This is a genomic window from Polaribacter sp. R2A056_3_33, assembly GCF_019278485.1.
Classification (GTDB): Bacteria; Bacteroidota; Bacteroidia; order Flavobacteriales; family Flavobacteriaceae; genus Polaribacter.
The window spans coordinates 3,353,299-3,371,335 of sequence record NZ_CP058984.1 but is presented as its reverse complement, the minus strand read 5'-3'; the positions used below and the strand labels follow the sequence as shown (position 1 = coordinate 3,371,335).

Annotated in this window: 16 protein-coding genes; 3 read left to right on the top strand and 13 right to left on the bottom strand. The window is 28.3% G+C overall.

Features of this window, described 5'->3' with window-relative positions:
• Window positions 1-31: 31 nt before the first annotated feature.
• On the bottom strand, window positions 32-1,297 hold the full coding sequence (locus H0I29_RS14165) for an oligosaccharide flippase family protein (RefSeq protein ID WP_218752880.1): 1,266 nt from the start codon (window positions 1,295-1,297) through the stop codon (window positions 32-34).
• A 252-nt stretch (window positions 1,298-1,549) separates the two neighbouring features.
• Between H0I29_RS14165 and H0I29_RS14160 the strand changes: the two genes are divergently transcribed.
• Complete coding sequence (locus H0I29_RS14160; RefSeq protein ID WP_218752878.1) at window positions 1,550-3,640, top strand: lipopolysaccharide assembly protein LapB; 2,091 nt, start codon at window positions 1,550-1,552, stop codon at window positions 3,638-3,640.
• A 51-nt stretch (window positions 3,641-3,691) separates the two neighbouring features.
• On the opposite strand, the gene H0I29_RS14155 is transcribed toward H0I29_RS14160, so the two are convergent.
• The 11 genes from H0I29_RS14155 to H0I29_RS14105 all read right to left on the bottom strand — a co-directional run bounded on the left by H0I29_RS14155 (window position 3,692) and on the right by H0I29_RS14105 (window position 15,409).
• Entirely contained in the window at window positions 3,692-5,362 is a 1,671-nt protein-coding gene (locus tag H0I29_RS14155) for a T9SS type A sorting domain-containing protein (protein ID WP_218752876.1), read from the bottom strand.
• A 98-nt stretch (window positions 5,363-5,460) separates the two neighbouring features.
• Complete coding sequence (locus H0I29_RS14150; RefSeq protein WP_218733422.1) at window positions 5,461-6,171, bottom strand: LytTR family DNA-binding domain-containing protein; 711 nt, start codon at window positions 6,169-6,171, stop codon at window positions 5,461-5,463.
• Between the two features lie 5 nt (window positions 6,172-6,176).
• Entirely contained in the window at window positions 6,177-6,494 is a 318-nt protein-coding gene (locus tag H0I29_RS14145; RefSeq protein WP_218752874.1) for an Hpt domain-containing protein, read from the bottom strand.
• A gap of 2 nt (window positions 6,495-6,496) precedes the next feature.
• Complete coding sequence (locus H0I29_RS14140) at window positions 6,497-7,540, bottom strand: ATP-binding protein (protein ID WP_218752872.1); 1,044 nt, start codon at window positions 7,538-7,540, stop codon at window positions 6,497-6,499.
• Window positions 7,540-8,685 (bottom strand): FIST signal transduction protein, encoded by a 1,146-nt coding sequence (locus H0I29_RS14135; RefSeq protein WP_218752870.1) that lies wholly within the window; start codon window positions 8,683-8,685, stop codon window positions 7,540-7,542. The genes H0I29_RS14140 and H0I29_RS14135 overlap by 1 nt, the downstream gene beginning before the upstream one ends.
• Window positions 8,686-11,049, bottom strand: a complete 2,364-nt coding sequence (locus H0I29_RS14130) for a PAS domain S-box protein (RefSeq protein ID WP_218752868.1) — start codon at window positions 11,047-11,049, stop codon at window positions 8,686-8,688. It abuts the gene before it with no gap.
• Between the two features lie 81 nt (window positions 11,050-11,130).
• Entirely contained in the window at window positions 11,131-11,670 is a 540-nt protein-coding gene (locus tag H0I29_RS14125) for a heme NO-binding domain-containing protein (RefSeq protein WP_218733412.1), read from the bottom strand.
• 2 nt (window positions 11,671-11,672) lie between these two features.
• A complete protein-coding gene (locus H0I29_RS14120) occupies window positions 11,673-12,086 on the bottom strand; it encodes a response regulator (RefSeq protein ID WP_218733410.1) in 414 nt (137 codons plus the stop codon).
• A gap of 179 nt (window positions 12,087-12,265) precedes the next feature.
• Window positions 12,266-12,934 (bottom strand): bifunctional 4-hydroxy-2-oxoglutarate aldolase/2-dehydro-3-deoxy-phosphogluconate aldolase, encoded by a 669-nt coding sequence (locus H0I29_RS14115; protein ID WP_218733408.1) that lies wholly within the window; start codon window positions 12,932-12,934, stop codon window positions 12,266-12,268.
• A 112-nt stretch (window positions 12,935-13,046) separates the two neighbouring features.
• The gene (locus H0I29_RS14110; RefSeq protein WP_218752866.1) at window positions 13,047-14,264 is read right to left on the bottom strand and encodes a 6-phosphofructokinase; all 1,218 of its coding nucleotides are present in this window, start codon (window positions 14,262-14,264) and stop codon (window positions 13,047-13,049) included.
• Window positions 14,265-14,362: 98 nt separating this feature from the next.
• A complete protein-coding gene (locus tag H0I29_RS14105) occupies window positions 14,363-15,409 on the bottom strand; it encodes a sugar kinase (RefSeq protein ID WP_218733404.1) in 1,047 nt (348 codons plus the stop codon).
• 154 nt (window positions 15,410-15,563) lie between these two features.
• Here H0I29_RS14105 and H0I29_RS14100 point away from each other — a divergent pair, with 154 nt between their 5' ends.
• Both H0I29_RS14100 and H0I29_RS14095 read left to right on the top strand, forming a co-directional pair.
• Window positions 15,564-16,592 (top strand): LacI family DNA-binding transcriptional regulator, encoded by a 1,029-nt coding sequence (locus H0I29_RS14100; RefSeq protein ID WP_218733820.1) that lies wholly within the window; start codon window positions 15,564-15,566, stop codon window positions 16,590-16,592.
• A 52-nt stretch (window positions 16,593-16,644) separates the two neighbouring features.
• Window positions 16,645-17,295 carry a peptidoglycan-binding protein gene (locus tag H0I29_RS14095; protein WP_218752864.1) on the top strand — a complete coding sequence of 217 codons (651 nt, stop codon included), beginning with the start codon at window positions 16,645-16,647 and terminating at the stop codon, window positions 17,293-17,295.
• A 35-nt stretch (window positions 17,296-17,330) separates the two neighbouring features.
• Here H0I29_RS14095 and H0I29_RS14090 read toward each other — a convergent pair whose 3' ends face one another.
• On the bottom strand, window positions 17,331-17,867 hold the full coding sequence (locus H0I29_RS14090) for a M48 family metallopeptidase (RefSeq protein WP_218733401.1): 537 nt from the start codon (window positions 17,865-17,867) through the stop codon (window positions 17,331-17,333).
• Window positions 17,868-18,037: the final 170 nt, after the last annotated feature.

The window sequence follows — 18,037 nt, the reverse complement described above, 5'->3', positions numbered from 1 at the left end:
GTTGATTGGAAAATAACTATAGACATTGCTTTTAGGTTATTTCTTTTGGGTTTTTGGAAGACTTAGAATCTTTAAAAAAGAAGAAACTAAGTTGTACTATTAATAATAAAACCATTGCTATAATTTGCACATGTACAACTTGTTCTAAACTTTCATGAAAAAGTACAACTAAAACAATTTGTAACATTCCAAAAATACCAGACAGAACAACGGGCACATACTTGTCTAATGATAAATAATAATAAGCAAATATGTTTGAAATTGCAAAAATACCTGTTGCTGATGCATATTTCCATAGTAATGACGCTACAGACACGTATTCATTACCAAATAAAATATTAATGATTTCATTGGGAAAGAAAAAGCAACTAATTACAATAGTTGCAGCTATAAAGCCAATATATGCTACATATTTTAATAAGATAGGTAACGTATCTTTTCCTTCTTTTTTAAGTTGAACTACTGTTGGCAAAAGTAACATTACAAACATCCAAGCAATAAAATAAACAACTCTACCTATTAAAGCTAAAGAAGCATACAAACCTGCTTCATAAGAATCAAAATAATGTTTTACTAGCAAAATATCACTATTGTTTATAATAATTTGAGTTAACTCATAAAACGCCGTAATAATAAAAAAATTCTTTACCAATTTCTTATTAACATTGTCTAATTTAAAAGGTTTGAATAAAGAAAAGTTACTCGTTCTAAAAGGAATTAACCCAAAAACAAAAGAGAAAAAAATACCAATAGCAATTATCAATGAAGAATCTATGTCTAGAAAATACAACAAGGCAAATGTTAATAATAACCTACTCATCATTTCTGATTGATAAGTTACAGACAGTGATTTCAATTCCTGCTTTCCTTGAAAAACACCTCTATTTACACTCATTAAAAAGTAAAATGGTACACCAACTCCAAAAATAACAAACATTGTAGAAGAGGTCGTTTTAAAAAAATGTTGTAATTGTGTAGCAAAAACAATGATTGCAATACCTAAAATAATTCCTGTAAATAAAGCATTTTTATAAATTTTAGAAATAAAACCCGAAAAAATACTATCCTCAAAAAGTACAGAAAACTTAGCTGTTACCAACTGAAAAGTCATGGCTACAAAAGATAAAACCAATAAAAAAGTAATTAAAATAGCAGCATCTGCAAATTTCTCAGGACCTAAAACCCTTCCTAAAACTAAATTATATATATAATTACCTCCGTTTACTAAGAGCACACTTAGCATAAATAATTGTTCAGGTTTTATACCTTTTTTTACAAACCTTATAATTTCTTGCATTTTTTTGCTAATTTATGATCCTATTTAGGCTTTTAAAATTATTATAAATTTCTTTACAATCACTAGTATTCTTTTATTATTTTACAATTAGTCAAAAATTACTGATATTAGTAACATTCAATTTTTAAGTAATACTTAGACAAATATCATCTAGATCCTTTAAAAATAATACATTTCTAAGTTGAAAAACACTTTTATATAGTTTAATGATTAATTACTAATGCTTAACTTGCCAAAGCTAAATCAAAATCTATGAAATTTTTATATTCAACACTGATCTTCTTTCTTTTCTTTAGTATACAAAGTTTTAGTCAAGACATGCAAGAAGGCTTTACCTATTTAGAAACAGGTAAATACAAGGAGGCCGAAGTTTTTTTTAAAGACATATTAAAAGAGTATCCTAAAAATAAAACGGCCAGACTTTGTTACGGAAGAGCTATTGGTTTAAATGGGAAAGCTACTGCTGCCGTAACACTTTTTACAGATTTGTTAAAAGACTATCCGGCTGATTTTGAAGTAAAATTGAATTATGCAGAATCTTTACTTTGGAGTAAAAATTACCCTGATGCAAAAATTTATTATCAAACATTATTAAAAGAAAATGATAAAAGCTTTGCTGCTTTATTAGGATATGCAAATACGCTATCTAATTTAAAAGAATTTGAAGATGCATTAATCAATGTAGATAAAGCCTTAGAAGTATTGCCTGGAAACCCGAATGCACTGGTTTCTAAAAAATATATGAGATTAGGATTGGCAAGTAAGAAAGTAAGTGATCAAAAATATAAGGAAGCAGAAACCATTTTAAAAGAAAATTTCACTTCATTTAAAGACGATAAAGAAACATTACTAAACCTTGCTAATTTATATTTAATTTCTAAACAAATAGAAAAAGCAAAAAACACTTATGAAATTATAGGTAAAAAGCCAGAAGATAAACTTATTTCGTTAAATGGAATAGCTTTAGCACATCACTTAGATGGTGATGATAAAACAGCATTAACTGTAAGCAAAACAGCGCTAAAAAGTATTGATAAAAACACCTCTGAAACCTTAAAAAAACAAACGATAGAAAGATACATTCAAGCTTTAATTTGGAATAAAAAATATACGTCTGCCAAAACTGAAATTGATAAACTATTAGATGATAATGAAACTCCAGAAAATTGGATGCTTTCTTTACGAGCAACACTTAATATTTATAAAAGTGATTTTAAGAAAAGTATTGATGATTATAATTTAATCTTAAAAAAAGACAGTGCTTCTTTTGATGGTAATTTAGGAAAAGCAAATGCTTTAAAAGCATCTGGCTATTATAATAATGCTTATAAAAGTGCAGAAAACACTTTAGTTTTTTATGAAAAACAAAAAGATGCCTCTAATTTTATTAAGGAACTAGATTTAAGTTTTACTCCGTATGTAGAAACCAAATATTCTTATTCTTATGATAATGGAAATAACGAAGCAAATGCATACGATTTGAAAGCTGAAGTTCCGTTTTCTACAAAGTTTAAAATTTTAGCAAACTATAACTTTAGAACCACTCTTAATAATCAAATTGACTCATTAAAAGCCACTACAAATAACTTATTGTTAGGTGTTTCTTATCAATTACTAAATAACCTAACCTTAAAAGGTAGTTTTGGTGTTACTTCTTCTGATTCAGAATCAAAAAAATACAATCAACTATTAACAGATATTTCACTTAATATAAAACCATTTAAGCTTCAAAGCTTAGAATTAGGATACAAAAGAGATGTTCAGAATTTTAATGCAGCATTATTGAATGATGAAATTGTGCAAAATAATCTTATTTTAAATTATAGCTTAAATACCAACTTTAATTTAGGTTGGTTTACTCAGTATTATTATACTTGGCAAAGTGATGAAAATACAAGAAACTTATTATTTACTTCTTTATATTACAATCTGTTTGCAAAACCTTCTATAAAAGCAGGACTTAATTATCAAAATATTTCTTTTAAGTTACAACAAGAAGATGAAGATGATATCAATTATTTTAGTCCTAGTAAATTTAATGCTGTAGAAATATTTGTGAATCTTATAAAGGAAGAAGCTGCTGCAAAAAACAAGGAGTGGTTTTATGGATTAACGGCGGCTACTGGTTTGCAATACATAGAAGATGATGACGCTCTTAGCACCTATAGGGTTCAAGCTAAATTAGGCTATAAGTTTTCCGAACGCGCACTCTTAAATATCTACGGATTACAAAGTAATATTGCTTCTGCTGTTGCCACTGTAGGTTCTGCTGGTTTTACATATACAGAGTTTGGTGTAAGATTTAAATGGATTTTTTTAAGAAAACCTTTATATAAAAAATAAGGCAAAAGATTTCTCTTTTGCCTAATAACATTCCTTTTAGAAATTGGGGGACTACTTGACGATAAAAGTTCCGGAATGTTGCTTGTATTCATCGTCAATCAAATTATATTTATAAACTCCTTTTTTTAATTGAGGAGCATTGTATTGTACTTTAATAAAAGAAGAACGGCTGCTTATTTTTTGAATATCTACTACTCTACCCATTAAGTCATAAACTTGAATTTGAATATCATTAGAAGCTGCTGAAAGTTGAATTGTTGTAGAACTCGTAAAAGGATTAGGGTAATTTATTAATTTGTTATTATTTTCTAGGATAAGATCATCTTTACTTAAAGTACTATTTGATGTAAATGCTATTTTATTTATATCAAAATTAAAAGGTTTGTAATTGGTATAATCACCTATAATTGAAAATACAATAGTTTTAATATCTGAAATATTTACATGATTTCCTTGATGATCTACAAAATCTAAAAATGAAATACTATACCTTTTTTCTTCTGAATTTGCAGGAATTGTATAACGTAACCTATTTTCCCAAGCTCTATCTTCACCAGACATAAGTACTATTTCTACAGGCTCATTATTTTTAATATTAAAATTAATCAAGTCATATTGAGTTACATTTAAAGTTTTATTTTCTGGTAAAAGGTGTCTAAATAAATTAATATTTCCTTTTACCTCTCCAATAGCCTTAACACTTCTTTCTACCTCATATACATCCTCTTTTAATTCTCTTTCAAAAGTCTGTACTTCAAAGTCTGAAACCGTTACATATTCTTTTAAGTAATCTAAACCCCAAGGTCCACCTGCCAAATACAAATCATCCTTTTGAGAAGAAGAAGAAGTTTCTAAATAAAAACCAATATCAAATAAAACGCCTGTTTGTATTGATAAAGCTTCATTATATGCTCCTGATAGAGAAAACGTATTAGCCACTTTAACATGCTCTGCAATCTCAGTTTCTGCTATATTACCAACAAAATTAACAGATCTCTCTTGTGTTCTATTTACCAAATTTAAATGAAGAATACCATTAGAATAAGTTCCTTTTTTTACAAAAACATTAGGTAATACCCTAGGCACCAAAGTACTTTTTAAGTTATTTTTTTCAGTATGCTGTTCTATAATATAATCTGCTATTGAATAAACCTGAGCGAAAGAACTTCCCCAAATAAAATAATTTTGATAATTACCCGTAGGATATTGGTCTATATTCCAAAAACTAAACAACTCATGCTCTTTTCTATGTGTGTTAATAGAAAAACTTAAAGTATATTCTGATTCTCCTGAGACGTTGCTAATTTTAGTTTTTATTATTTTATGTTCTTTAATTAAAATTGTATTAATACTGTCTAAACTAACGCCATTAAACCTGTTACAAATTGCTTTAAAGTGATTATAAATACCGCCTTCTGTTTCAGTAGCTATAACAGATGCCACTTGTTGATCTCCTTGATGATAAACTACCGATAAAAAATCTTTTATATTTTTATTTACAACAAGTTTTTCAGGAATCGAAACTAATGCTGTTTCTGTATGATTCATTCCTGTTTCTGGTAAATAATCGATAAAAGAATTTGTAGAATTCTTTTTATAAAATTGTTGCTTATTTTTCACACGATCTCCACCAACAAAATTACTTTTGTCTGTTTGAGCATTTGTGTTTCCAATTGTTATTAAAAGGAGAATTAGCACTATTTTTTCTATGATATGTTTCATTATACCACAAAAATAAGCACAAAGTAAAGGTGGTTTATAAACTTTTAGCCACTAACACTTTAACTATAGATGAGCTGTAAGACTTGTTTAGACAAGCATTAAAGTAAGTCTAGTCTTTTCATTAATTCTGGACGTTTAGACCTACTAACAGGGATAACATCTTTTTTGATTAAGACACTATTATCTTCAATATCTATAATTTTTTTAATATTGATGATATATGAACGATGTATTTTTAAAAAAAGGGATTCAGGCAACTTCTCTTCTATCTTTTTAAGTGTAGAGTGAACCGTATAATCTTTGGTTTCTGTTTTTATTTTAATATAATCTCCTTTAGCTTCTATTAAGTAAATACTTGGTAAGTCTATTTTTATTAATCTACGATCGATATTAATATAAAAATCGTTATCAACTTTTTTAGAGTCAACAACTTCTTTTTTAGGTTCATTAATAGAAATCGTTTTAGTTTCTGCTTTAAGAATAGCTTTCTTAAATCGAGGAAATTCTAACGGTTTCAATAAATAATCTATAATAAAATCATACTCAAAAGCTTCAATAGCAAACTTAGGATCTGAAGTTGTTAAGATAATTTTAGGTGGGTTTTTTAAGGTTTTTATAAAGTCTAATCCACTAAAACCAGGCATATGGATATCTAAGAAAATTAAATCTACCGTATTTTCTATCAAATATTTCATGGCTTCAATAGCTCCAGAAAACTCTTCAACAACGTTTAACGACTTAACTTCATTACAAAGGGTTTTTATAATAGCCCTTGCCATTTTTTCATCATCAATAATAATACAATTCATAAAACTTATATAGTTTCTATATAGTCTGAAATTGCTTTTAAAATTTTATCAAAATCTTCCTGACCTTCTAAACTTTGTTCTCTAAGATTATGTTCAAACTTATTTGCCATTTCGTAACTCTTTTCAAGTCCCAAAATACTAATTTTATGTTTAATCTTATGAACATTTTCTTCAATTTTTTTAAATTGTTTATGCTCTAAGCTATTATGGTATTCTTTCTTTTCTTCAGGAAACTCTGTTTTAATCACCCCAATAAGCTCTGTTCTAATAGATTCATCTCCTCTTGCTAATTGTTCTATATATATTAAGTTTGGTTGTTCCATCTTTATTTTTTTATGCTAAAGTAAAAAGTAGAACCCACATTTTGCTCAGATTTTAAATAAATTTCTCCATTATATACTTCAACAATTTTTTTTACGATAGACAAACCTATTCCAGTAGATTTATAATCATCTTCTAATTTTTGAAATGCAACAAATATTTTATCAAAATATTTGTTATCAATTCCATTTCCATTATCCTCTATGTAAAATTTCCAAAAATCAGAATCTTCAGTAAAACCTATTTCTACCGTAGGTTCTTTTTTATCATTAAATTTGACAGCATTATCTAATAAATGTAAAAATAATTGCTCTAATCTAAATTTATCACCTTTGATGGTAGGTAATCTTTCAGGAATTATATAAGTAGCGCTATTTAATTTTTCTTCTTTCTTTTTTAAGTTATTTACTAAATCATTTAAATTTACATCATAAATATCTTTTTCCATTCTACCGATTGTAGAGTATTCTAAAATTCCTTTTACAAGTGTATCCATTTTCTCTACATTGTCTCTAATAAATTGTAAATTCTCCTTTCCGGCAGCATCTAAAACCCCAGAATAATCTTCTAAGACCCATGCAGTCAAAGCTTCAATGCTTTGTAGAGGAGATTTTAAATCATGAGAAACCATGTGAGCATAATCATTTAATTCCTGATTTTGTCGTTCTAAATTTCTTAAAAGTTTATCTTTTTGCTGATTAATTTTAATGATTTCTTTAGTTTGATCATCAATAAAGTCAACCAATTTTAAAGAATCTACGCTTTCTTTAGGACGGTTATTTTTTAAATCATAAAACTGTAATTTGTCTATGACACTTTCTAATTTTGAGATTACTTTTTTCTGAGAATCAGATTCTTCTCTAAGTTGCTCATTTGCAAAAAATAGCTCCTCAGAACTAAATTTAGTAGCTCTCTGAAGCATTAAAAACTGCTCTTCTGAAGTAGTATAAGATTTATCAACAGCATCTAAGAACCGCTCTAAATCTTCATTAGATTGCAATTCTTGGGGTAGATACTTTCTTATTTGTCTTTTTAATAAAGAATTCATTATTCGCTTATTAGTGTAACTGTCATGGTTTGGTTATGAAGTTGACAACTATTTTCTCCAATAAAAGGAGCAATTTCTCCATAAGAATACAGGCCTGTTATTGTTGTTGAATCTCCTACAACTTCTATCACTTCTTCTACCTCTTCCTCTACTCTTTGGTCTAAAACCAATTTTCTACCAATACAACTTACTAAAATTGCCAATTCTGGTTTTTTATTTCTAAACTCTAGCGCACTTTTAGCAGCTTTTTCTGCTGCATTTACAATATTATCTACATTGGTCATCATTAATTGTACTTTAGAATTCTCTAAGATATCACCAGCCAAAATCATAGAATTTTCAGCTTCGTTTATATTTAAAATACTTCTTACAATCGTATTGTGTCCATTTTCTGTTTTTACATTTAATGGATACAATAAGGCTGCTCCTGGCAATTCTTTAGATTTTTCTCCTAAATATTTTTTGTATAAATCTAATGCTGGTAAGTTATCTAATTCATATAACGTATTTCCTTCAGATTTTGTTACAATTCTTTCTGGTCCAAAAGGAGTCCAACCTCCATTAATAGAAAATGTTATTTCTAAAGATTCTCCATACAAACCAATGGCAACTATTTCTCCTGGCTTTGGTTTTTCGTTATAAGAAGCTATTGTTTTTTCAAATCTAGCATCATCACCACACAAAGCTCCAGTAATTAATAAGTTATTATCTGTAGCCGAATTCATGCCTTCTGTTAATTGACTACCGTTTATAAAACTACCTTCAGAAACTACAAAAATGTGCTTTAGACCTTCTTCAGAAAATTGGCTAATTAAATCCTTTCCAACTTTAAAACTATCTACTTTAGCATCAGAAGCAGCATTTAAAACATTTGCAGTTTTAATAATAAAATTACTTTTTTCAAACTCTATAGCTGTAATAGTAATACTTTCATCATCAATAGATTCTGATGAAATATCTCCACAAGCCGAACCAAAAACTATATGTCCGTCTTTAAATTTGTCTCTAATTTCTTCAAAAATAATTTCATCTTCTAATAAATATCTATTTCCAAATACAAGTACTAACGGTGCTTTTAAAGTTATATTTTCCGATAAGTATTTCCAATCAGCATTTTTATGTTTTTTAAGTTGTACGGTTTTCATTTAAGTTTTTTTAATGGTGAAATAAAAAGTAGTTCCCTTATTTGGTTCACTTTCTAACCAAATAGCTCCCTCATGTAAGTCAATTATTTTTTTTACAATTGACAAGCCTATTCCTGTTGAATCTTCTCTTTTATTTAAAGAGGTAAAAACTTCAAAAATTTTATCATGATATTTCTTTTCAATTCCAATACCATTGTCTCTTATAGAAAATTGATGGAAAGTAGTATCTTCTATATAATCTACTTCTACAATCCCTATTTCTTTGTCACAAAATTTAATTGCATTACTTATAAAATTTTGAAATAACTGCTGAAATTTTGTTTTATCTCCTTTTATTATCGGTAATATTTTTAAGACATTAACAGAAATATTTTCTGGTATAAATAAAACCTTTTGTAAATCGCATAGCGTAGTATTTAAATCTACCTCTTCATCTTCTTGTGTAATAGAACCTGCACTCGAATACTCTAAAACATCAGAAATTAATTTTTCCATAGTTTCTAGTGTAGTTTCTAAAAGGTCAAAATTTTGAAGTGTAATTTCATCAAATTTTCCTTCATTATCTGTTTTAATCCAAGAAATTAAAGCTTCTAAACTTCTAAGCGGAGATTTTAAATCATGAGAAACAATATGTGCGTATTCATGCAAATGTTCATTACTGTTTTCTAATTCTTTTAAAATTTGTTCTTTTTGTAATTCTAATTTTTTAATTTCTGTAATATCAAGACTCAAGGCAATAGACCCAATATTTTCTCCAAATAAATTGTAATTAGGAGCAGCACTTACCAACCAATATTTAGTTTCTCCTTTTTTATTTTCCGTTTTAATTTCATAAGAAGTAGACTCACCCCTAAGTCGTTTTTCTTTTTGATTTTTTAAAACCTCCGGACTACCTTTTAATGTAAAAATATCACGACCTACTTTTCCTAATAATTCTTCTTTGGCATAACCAGACATTTCTAAAAAACTTTGGTTTACCATCGAAATTTGATCATCTATATCAATCTCTAGCAATCCTAAATTCATATTAGCTATAATATTGCTGTATTTTTCTTTTTCTACCTCTAAACTTAAGTTGTATTTCTTCTCTAAGGTTACATCACTAAATGCCCATAAATAACCTTTTATTTTACCGTTAACTATAACAGGTGTATAATTTCGTTCTAAAATTTTACCATCAACCATTTCTAGTTCTTCACCAAAAACAGCTACTTTATTTTCTACAATTTCATTCATTCTTTGAACAAAATTAGAAGAGTCTTTAAATAACACTTTATTCTGTTCAGATGCTTCTCTACAATCCATACCTATTAAATCAGTTGGTTGTACATCTATATTAAATAGTTGACAAAATTTGGTATTGGATAAAACTATCTTTCTATTTTCATCTTCTAAAATAATACCACTATTTAAATTTAAAACAAGCGCAGATAATCTATTTTCTGATTCTATAATTTTTTCTTTATCTAATCTTTCTTTCTCAATATCTTCTACGGTAACTACATTATAGTTAATAATATTATTGTCATCTTTTACGGCAGTAACTGTAACTTTTGCCCATAAAACATCGCCATTTTTTTTTATATATCTTTTTTCTAAATTGTAAGTACTTATTACTCCCTTATAAAGTTGATCTGTTAGTTTTTTAGATTTTTCTATATCATCTGGGTGTGTTAAGTCTCCAACTTTAATATTATCAAATTCTTCTGAAGAATAACCTAACATTTCTTTTAAAGAATTATTTATTAATAATAATCCTTTTTGATCATTTCTAGATAAAGTAATACCAATAGGAGAGTTATTTATAATAATACTTAACTGGTGTTTTTGATCTTCTAATTGCTTTTTCATCCTTACCCATTCGCTAACATCTCTAATAATACCTTGGGCAGCAATTGGTTTATTTTCTTTATTATAAATTAAAGAACAATTTACTTCTATCCACTTTAGATTATTATTCTTATCAACAATTCTTGCGGTATAATCATTAAAAGAACCCTCTGTGTATAATTTATTAAAAGATTTAGCGGTATATTCTAAATCTTCTTTATAAACAATTTTCGAAAGATTAAATGCCTCTTTATTTATATCATAGCCAAAAACTTCTACAGCAACTTCATTCATCTTTAAAACATTTCCATATAAATCCATAACTAAATATGCATCATTAATGTTTTTAAAAACTCCTTCTAGTGTAGATGATTTCTCGTTTAAAAGTTCTGTTAACTCTTCAGATTTAGAATATAATTCTCTAGACTTATCTTCAAGAATTTTTTCGGCAGCTTTCCTTGCTGCTTTTTCGCGTTTTAGAGCGCGCTGTAATATTCCTATTTGGTCTTGATTTTCTTTTAAAGGGGTATTCATTTTATATTTCTTTTATAATATAGCTCTTAAATTTAATTTATTTTTAGCTCATAAAAAATTCTGATATAAATAAAACCTTTTTTAAATTTTGTGGACAATAAACCTTACTTCTGTTCCGTCTTCTTTAATTTTCTCTAAAACAATAGATGCCTTTGCATTAAAATGTTCAAAAGTTTTGTTCATTAAACCTAATCCAAAGTGATGCATTGCTCTGCTAGATTTATAAAGCATTATAATAGAGTTATCTGTTTTTTCTTCTACAACAAATGTTGGTAGTTCTGCATCTGGATATATTTTTTGAACTTCTACATGTATATGATTTTCTATAGAAGCTAACATTTCTATTGGGTCTTTATATGTTTCTAAAAGACCAGGATAACTCGTTTTTATAACGGAAAAAAAATGTTCTGCATAAACCAAAAGTAAATCATCTGTAGAGATACCTGTATTACCACTTAAGTTAGTTACCAATTGTAACATTTCAGAAAAACTATAGGTTCCTATAGATGTGTACACTCCTTCAGAGGCTAATTCTGATTGAGAAATAATTTTATCAACCATTTCTAAACCAAACTTTTCCTCAACTAAATCTAAAAACTCTGTAAAAACTATCCCCTTCATCTTTAATATTTTTTTAATTCATTTGTACTCCAATAGGATAAAACTTTTTCAATTTTATGAACATAATCATCATATTTTAAAGGTTTTAAAATATAACCAGAAACCCCAATTTTATAACATTGGTCTAAATCTCTTTGATTATCTGATGTGGTTAAAATTACAGTAGGAATATGCTGTATACTTTCATCCTTTTTTAGAATAGATAAAAATTCTATACCACTCATTTTTGGCATGTTTAAATCTAATAAAATTAAATCAGGAAAATTACTTTTATCTTCTAAAATTTTTAAAGCTTCCTCACCATTTTTAGCTTCTTGAATTGTATGTTCTAATTTTAATAATGAAAGTGTTCTTTTCATTTTCATTATTTCAATTAGATTATCTTCAATTAATAATATTTTTAAGCTCTTAGACATTTCAGAAATTTTTAATTTATATATACAAATCTAAGTTAATTTAATTGACCATTATTTAGGTGGTTGGTCAGGAATGTTAAAGTATCGACGAAATGCAAAAAAGTATAGACCATATTTAATTGTAAAAACAAAAAAGCTCCAACTTTTCAGTTGGAGCTTTTTGTATTAAATAGTTTAGACTATTTTCTTACTGCTTTTACAATAGCTAAAGCTGCTCTCACATCTTTTTCTAATTTAGCATAATCTTTATTTGCAATAATTTCTTTTGAAATTAATTTAGATCCCATTCCAACACAAGTTACACCTGCATCAAACCAACCTTTTAAATTTTCTTCCGTTGGAGAAACTCCACCTGTTGGCATTAAGCTAGTCCAAGGTTGAGGCCCTTTTACTCCTTTAACAAATTGTGGTCCATAAATATCACCAGGAAATAATTTTACGATTTCACATCCTAATTCTTCTGCTCTAGTAATTTCTGTTAAAGTACCACAACCAGGAGACCATAATACTTTTTTACGGTTACAAGCAATTGCAATATCTTCTCTTAAAACCGGAGTTACAATAAAGTTTGCTCCTAAAGCCATGTATAAAGATGCTGCTCCTGCATCTGTTACAGATCCAACTCCCATAATCATACCTGGTAATTCTGCAATAGCGTATTTAGTTAACGCTCCAAAAACTTCGTGAGCGAAATCTCCACGTGCTGTAAACTCCATTAAACGAGCCCCACCATCGTAACATGCTTTTAATACTTTTTTACTTAATTCTATATCGTTATGAAAAAATAAAGGAATCATTCCTGTTTCTTTCATTACTTGCGCTACTTCTAATCTTGAAAATTGTGCCATTTTATTTTGTGTTTTTTTAACTGTTTGTTTAATCCTTTACTTGGTTATTGTTTAATTACGTAATTTAAAATTGCAATTAATTTAACAATTAAACAATTACACGAATTAAATATTATACCCAGTTTAATATTTTTTTGAAATCGTATGCTTCCGGATTGGTAACATATTTTTTCGCATTTTCATAGTCTTTTTCTTTTAAAAAGAATAAGTTTTGTATGAATAATTGTGCCATATCAGAATTGATATCTACTAATCTTGGTGGAATTTTACCATTTTCATCTTCAAAATCTTTTAGATATAAAGGTGAAATATCTCCATTAGAATTAGCACTTACAATACAACCTGTAACACCTTGATCAAATAATTTTTTAACTCCAATACCAAGCAAAGTACATAAGGTTAAATCGAACGCTATAGGATTGCAACATCTTAATTCATATCCCAATTCTACTGGTCTAGATTTAATATTTAATCCTATTTCTTTTAATTTAACTTGCAGTAAGTAATTAAATATATGCGATTTACTTACGTTTCCTAATTCTGGATGTCCGTGATCATCATAGGTAAAGTTAATCCCTGAATTGATAATTTCTTTCTCTTCCATAAAGTGAAAAACACCTTCGCTAATTAAAGCGACACCGTATTCTACCCCCATAACCTTACATTTTATAATAGAAGAAATAATCATATTGATTAACTTCTCAAATGTAATCGTTGTTTTGTTAAACATTTCTGGAATAATCACCATTTGAAAATGACATGCCGAAGCAATTCCAAACGCCAAATGTCCTGCAGAACGTCCCATTGCAGACATTACAAACCAGTTTTGACTGGTTCTAGCATCTTCATAAACGGTATTTCCAATACGAACACCTTCATCTTTTGCTGTATGAAAACCAAATGTTGGGTTTCTATCTGGCAAAGGTAAATCGTTATCTATTGTTTTTGGAACATGGATATGTCTAACGTCTAATGCTTCACTTTTTAAATATTTGGTTAATCTATTTGCAGTAGAAGCAGTATCATCTCCTCCAATAGTAACCAATAATTTTACGTTATTTTTCTTAAAAAAATCTGCTTTAAAATCACTGTCTTTAGGTTTAAATCTACTCATTATAAGACTAGAACCACCTCTACTAAAAATACGATCTGCACGATGAAAATCAAAAATCTCCAATTCAGGGTTTTCCGAAAGCAATCCTTGATATCCATGATGAACACCAATAACTTCATAACCATCTTTCATAAAGGTTTTAGCAACAGTACTAATTACTGTATTAATTCCTGGAGCAGGACCACCTCCACACATTATAGCTATAGATTTCTTCATATTATATCGTTGATTTTAAAGTTAGTATATGTACAGTTATAAATTTATTTAACTGTTAAATAGTGTAAACTACTTAACAGTTAAACAAAAAACTAGATTTATCTAGCTACTCTTCCAGATGCATCACCACCCATAAGTTTATTTACTTCTGCAACTGTAACTAAGTTTGCATCACCTTTAATAGTGTGTTTTAAACAAGATGCAGCAACTGCAAAGTCTAATGCATTTTGATCGTTATCTGGGTATGTTAATAATCCGTAGATTAAACCTCCCATAAAAGAATCTCCACCACCTACTCTATCAACAATATCTGTAATTTGGTATTGACGCGTTTGTAACATTTCATTTCCATCATATAAAACTCCTGCCCAAGTATTGTGAGATGCAGAAATAGAACCTCTTAAAGTAGTAATTACTTTTTTAGCTCTTGGAAATTTTTCCATCATTTGCTTACAAACAGATAAGAAAGCTTCTGCTTTTACATCATGTCCTGCTGTTTGAACTGCCGCTCCATCAGGCTTAATTCCGAAATGCATTTCTGCATCTTCTTCATTTCCTAAAACGATATCACAGTAAGAAGTTAATTCAGTCATAATAGACTCTCTATGAGCATCATCACAGAAATTCCATAATTTTGCACGGTAGTTTAAATCTGTAGAAATAGTAATTCCTTTTGCACTAGCTGCTTTTAAAGCTTCTAAAGTTACATCTGCTGCACCTTGAGAAATTGCAGGGATAATACCTGTCCAATGAAACCATTCACATCCTTCAAAAACTGCATCCCAATCGATCATTCCAGACTCTACTTCTGCAATAGCAGAATGCGCTCTATCATAAACCACTTTAGATCCTCTAGATACAGCTCCAGTTTCTAAGAAATAAATTCCTAAACGGTCTCCTCCATAAACAATCTTATCTACACCAACACCTCTTTTACGCATTTCCATCATTGCACACTCACCAATATCATTTTTTGGTAAACGCGTTACAAAATCTACATCAATTCCGTAGTTTGCTAATGATACTGCTACATTAGATTCTCCACCTCCGTAAACTGCATCAAAATTATTTGCTTGTGAAAATCTTAGAAATCCTTGAGGAGCTAATCTTAACATGATCTCTCCAAATGTTACTACTTTTGCCATTTTAATCCTTTTTTTAATATTATAGTTAATTGGTTAAACGTTTAAGCAATGTTTCAAAATAAAATCAAAAGGAAAGAAATGAACTATCGTTTTGATTATATTAAATATCGAATTATATTTGCTTAATCGATTAAGCAAATATATAAAAAAAAGTATTATCAAAAAGAAAACTACCATAAAAGATATTGCAAGTGTTTTAAACATCTCTCCAGCAGCTGTTTCTAAGGCATTACATAACGATTCTCGAATAAGTGAGAAAACAAAAAAAGCCGTTAGACAAGTTGCAAAAAACCTAAACTACCAGCCAAATCACCTAGCAAGTGCTCTTAGAAGTGGAAAAAGTAAACTAGTGGGTGTGATTGTTCCTAGAACAAATAGCAATTTTTTTTCTTCTGTAATACAAAATATAGAAGAAGTACTAAATAAAGAAGGCTATAACATTATTATCACCCAATCTAACGAATCTTTTAAAAAAGAATGTGCTAGTATAGATACTTTATTATTTACTCAAGTAGATGGTATTATTGCTTCCATGGCAAATGAAACTGTGGACTTAAGTTATTTTGAAAAAGTTAAAAAAGCAGGAATTCCTTTGATCACATTTGATCGTGGAGAAAATGATTTAAATGTAGATTATATTGGTATAGATGATTACAATAGCAGTCATTTAATAGTAGCACATCTTGCAGAACAAGGATGTAAAAGAATTGCACATATTGGTGGTTTTAAACGTACCCGAATTTTTAACAACAGAATTAAAGGATATATAGATGCTTTAAATAAACACAACTTACCTCTCATAGATGAGTTATTGATAGAAAGTAACTTAACAACTGAAGATGGTAGAGAAAAAATGCATCAATTACTAGCGTTAGAACATAGACCAGATGCTGTTTATGTAGCTGGAGATTATGCCGCTCTTGGTGCTTTACAAGTGTTAAATGAAGAAAAAATTAGTATTCCGGATGAAATAGCTTTGGTTGGTTTTGGTAATGAACCTTTTAGTTCTATGGTTACTCCTTCTATTACAAGTATAGAGCAACATAGTGAGGAAATTGGTAAACTAGCTGCACTTTCTTTTTTAGAACATGTTAAAAATGATGTTGTAAAACAAACACTTACCAAAAAGATTTTAGATGTAGAATTACTTATTAGAGATTCTTCTAATAGAAAACACTCCTAACCTTTTCTTTTGCTTATTTTTGTTAATACCTAATAGACAATAATCAAACCTTATGAAACAATTAATTATTTTACTTTTATTGATTATTGCCTTTTTTATTGGTTACGGACAATATTCTCAATATAAAAGATTCAATTCTCCTAATGTTGATTATAAAACGACAAAAGAAATAGATAACGCTTATTACAACCAGGAAACGGTTATCAATTATTATAAAGCTATTGAAGATTTAAATAGTTTTGTAAAACTGCAGTGGACAGCTAATAATATTGATGTTAGAACTCCTGAAGAGGATACAGAAGAAACCAAATTAGCCGTTAAAAAATATGCAGATAAAGTTGCAACTATTAAATTTTATGAAAGTAAATTAGAAAAATCTGCTGTATTAAAAACGAAAGGTTTGTCTAATGAAGAAATTCAGTTTTTAGAAAATACTGGAACCGACTTAAAATCTCACCAAAAATCAATTGCAATCAATAAAATTAAAAGTATGTTTAATCCTGATAAAACAATGCTTTATGGGTATAAAAGTGCTTTGATATTTGAAATTCAAAAGCAATTAAATCAAAAGGGATTCAATATAAAATTAGATGGGTTTTATAAGCTTGAAACTTTAAATTCTATTAAAGATTTTGAAGAAAAAAACAACCTTTTTGTAGATGGTGTTATAGACGTTTTAACTCTAGACGCTCTATTTGAATAAAAAAGATGTTAGCTTTTTCTGCTAACACCCTTTACTTATTTCTTGTTTTTAGAAGTCTTACCGGGTTTCTTTGTTGCTTTTGCTTTCTTTTTCTTAGGCATTTTTCCTTTTATTCTCTCTTTTTCGATAACAATATCTGCCATAAATTCTGAATTAAAAGTATGCTCTTTTGCTAACTTTATAAAAGTAAGCGCTGTTTTATAGTCTTTTAATTGCTCATGCAAAATTGCTTTCTTTAGATATAAAAGTGCTTTATCAGATCCTTTTACAGTTAAAGCAAAATCTATAAAATCTTCTACTTCTTTATAATCTTCATTCCATAGAAGTGTATTAATATAAGGTGTATATACCTCAAAAGCATGAATATTTTCTGCCAAAGCTTGTTTAAAATACACAATTGCTTCTTCATATTTATACAATTTTTCCGCATAAACCCTACCCATTAAAGTTAATGCCATTGTATTTTTATCATCATAAGATAATGCAAAATTTAAAGCCTCCATTACCTCCTCCAAATCGAAAGGGTAGCTCTCTAATGCTTTAAAAATATAATTATTTACTAATGTCCCCATATTATTTCTTTATTTGTCATTTTACATAATGACTCTTTATTTTCTCAAAAAAATATCGTTTTAAGCTGACAGCAACCAACTTAAATGATACTTCTTTTTGTGCACTTGATATTATAATTTACAACTTTTTTTTGTAATATCTAAATAACACACTTACTTTGTTTATCTAT